Source organism: Bacillus sp. P4_D3 (genome assembly GCF_056401855.1).
Genome location: NZ_JBFUIN010000838.1, coordinates 1 through 1,249, shown reverse-complemented (window position 1 = coordinate 1,249; position 1,249 = coordinate 1). Strand labels below are relative to the sequence as shown.

General features: G+C 30.9%; 1 protein-coding gene and 2 pseudogenes. 2 read left to right on the top strand and 1 reads right to left on the bottom strand.

What is annotated here, in order from left to right:
• Positions 1–279 precede the first annotated feature (279 nt).
• Positions 280–508 (top strand): annotated as a pseudogene (locus AC1DTM_RS27215) (hypothetical protein).
• 238 nt (positions 509–746) lie between these two features.
• A pseudogene (locus AC1DTM_RS27210) lies at positions 747–981 on the top strand (YuzF family protein).
• 67 nt (positions 982–1,048) lie between these two features.
• On the opposite strand, the gene AC1DTM_RS27205 reads toward AC1DTM_RS27210, so the two are convergent.
• Positions 1,049–1,249: hypothetical protein (locus AC1DTM_RS27205; RefSeq protein WP_477001345.1), on the bottom strand; the 201-nt coding region annotated here is incomplete at its 5' end.

The following is a 1,249-nucleotide window of genomic DNA, read 5'->3' as shown; positions in this document are numbered from 1 at the left end:
AAATAGTTGAATGAACGAAGAAAAGGATCAGCCTTTACGAGAAGGGAAGATCCTTTTTGTTTGCTGCAGTTAATATGGGATATACATAATTTTCATCTGATGTGTTGGGGGTTAAAAGGAAGGAGAGGGTCGGGATTATCATAGTGGAAAGCTTAATATTGGTAGGATTTCTTTTYATGTTATATACATTAGTTGMTAAAAAAACAAACTAATTATTTAAATGGACAGATTTTTCTTTTTAAGGTAGGGATTTATTTTATTGTGAAATGGATAATTTAGATGGATGCAAGGAAAGAACGCATAAAATACGAGAAAATGTCAAAGAATTATGACTGTATTTATTTCGTTTATCCTATTAATTGTGCTTGTTTGTAGTCGTGTGATTATCATAGGAGCTACAGGGGGAAAATATGGAGTGTTTTTATTGTTAGCAATTTTACTTAACGCACGTATTACTAAAGAATCTCAAAAAATGTATGAGCASTATTCTAATAAAGGGCGTATTTAAAATGATACATATCTTGAAAGGAACAGCCTGGATGTACATTCAAAATATCCCTATATAATCACCTATTAACTAGTAAAAGTAACCTTATATTCCTAATTTTTTAGCAATTTAGGAATAGAAAACGCACCTTATTAAAATGTTATTTTCGTTCCTATAATGAATTATCCTTCTAGCATAGTTATAAGATTTATATCATATATTAAGAGAAAAAATGTRAGTWARAAAGGAGTCCTATAGAATGAGTTATTTAGAGGCAAATGACTTTTAGTGAACAAGATATGGTAAGTGTACCTAATCCCTACGTATATCAGACATTACAATCGGTAATTGGTAAACATGTGGTTATTGAAACTGTAAGAGGTAATGTAAGAGGAAAGTTAAAGAATGTGAAACCAGATCATTTGCTCACTGAAGATAAGGTGCCGCATATTGTACGTATTCAACAAATTGTATGGATTATGCCAAAACAATGATCAAATTACATCTAGTTTGATTTATAACAGATTGGCGTCATAGACGCCCAAATAAAAATACAGGGTTTTATCTCTGTGTTTCTTCAAATTTTCGTTTTTGAATATATGCTTGAGCATGAATGATTTCTTCCTGAAGTGCTTCTAATTCTTCCGTAGATCCTAATTCAATCCTCATATAAGTAGTAACTAAACTAATCATCATATCCATCTTCTCTACTATATTTTGAATGACCTGTTCAGATTGCTCTTTTTTAGGGTGTTGTATTGC